At 68.4% G+C, this 1,555-nt stretch carries 1 protein-coding gene; it reads left to right on the top strand.

Annotated features, from left to right (window positions below; all coding sequences use genetic code 11):
- The first annotated feature begins 226 nt into the window (after positions 1-226).
- On the top strand, positions 227-1,516 hold the full coding sequence (clpX, locus tag ACFV04_RS43710) for an ATP-dependent Clp protease ATP-binding subunit ClpX (protein ID WP_045696864.1): 1,290 nt from the start codon (positions 227-229) through the stop codon (positions 1,514-1,516).
- Positions 1,517-1,555: the final 39 nt, after the last annotated feature.

Raw genomic sequence — 1,555 nt, 5'->3', positions numbered from 1 at the left:
GCGCACTCCTGGTGCGCGCCCCGCCCCCACCCGTCGGCGGGCCGGTTCCACGGCATCTGTTCGGTATCAATTCGCCCAGGGCGTAGGGCAGACCCGGCGAAGAGGACGGAATCACGGGCCCGGCAGAGTACCGTCGGATAGCGAGACCGAGCGCCGTCGGCGTTGACGGTCCACAGCACCAGGCCCCGGAACCCCTGCGGGGCCCCTGGCGAAGGGGAAGCACCTCGTGGCACGCATCGGAGACGGTGGCGACCTGCTCAAGTGCTCGTTCTGCGGCAAGTCGCAGAAGCAGGTGAAGAAGCTGATCGCCGGCCCAGGCGTGTACATCTGCGACGAGTGCATCGACCTGTGCAACGAGATCATCGAGGAGGAACTCGCCGAGACCTCCGAGGTGCGCTTCGAGGAGCTCCCGAAGCCGCGCGAGATCTACGAGTTCCTGGACCAGTACGTGGTCGGCCAGGACCTCGCCAAGAAGGCGCTGTCGGTCGCCGTCTACAACCACTACAAGCGCGTCCAGGCCGGTGAGGCGGGCCGCAGCGGCGGCAACGGCCGCGAGGACGCCATCGAGCTGGCCAAGTCCAACATCCTGCTGCTGGGCCCCACCGGCTCCGGCAAGACGCTGCTGGCGCAGACCCTGGCCCGGATGCTCAACGTGCCGTTCGCGATCGCGGACGCCACCGCGCTGACCGAGGCCGGCTACGTCGGCGAGGACGTCGAGAACATCCTGCTCAAGCTGATCCAGGCGGCCGACTACGACGTCAAGAAGGCCGAGACCGGGATCATCTACATCGACGAGATCGACAAGGTCGCGCGCAAGAGCGAGAACCCGTCGATCACCCGGGACGTCTCCGGCGAGGGCGTGCAGCAGGCCCTGCTGAAGATCCTGGAGGGCACCACCGCGTCGGTGCCGCCGCAGGGCGGGCGCAAGCACCCGCACCAGGAGTTCATCCAGATCGACACCACCAACGTGCTGTTCATCGTCGGTGGCGCGTTCGCCGGCCTGGAGCGGATCATCGAGGGCCGCGCGGGTGCCAAGGGCATCGGCTTCGGCGCCAACATCCGCTCCAAGCGGGAGTCGGACGCCAGCGACCACTTCCGCCAGGTGATGCCCGAGGACCTGGTGAAGTTCGGCATGATCCCCGAGTTCATCGGCCGTCTGCCGGTGATCACCAGCGTGCACAACCTGGACCGCGAGGCGCTGCTGCAGATCCTCACCGAGCCGCGCAACGCCCTGGTCAAGCAGTACCGCAAGCTGTTCGAACTGGACGGCGTGGAGCTGGAGTTCTCCCGGGACGCACTGGAGGCGATCGCCGACCAGGCGATCCTGCGCGGCACCGGCGCGCGCGGGCTGCGGGCCATCATGGAGGAGGTGCTGATGTCCGTGATGTACGAGGTCCCCTCGCGCCAGGACGTCGCCCGCGTGGTGGTCACCGGGGACGTGGTCTCCAAGCACGCCATCCCCACCCTCGTCCCGCGCGACATGATCAAGCGCGAGCGCCGCGAGAAGAGCGCCTGACCGACGCCGTCACGCGCAGGGGCCCCGCACCGGATCCGG

Origin of the sequence: Kitasatospora sp. NPDC059599 (assembly GCF_042735125.1) — a bacterium.
Classification (GTDB): Bacteria; Actinomycetota; Actinomycetes; order Streptomycetales; family Streptomycetaceae; genus Kitasatospora.
Note: the sequence above shows the minus strand (reverse complement) of the source record. Positions and strands in the feature narration are given on the sequence as shown.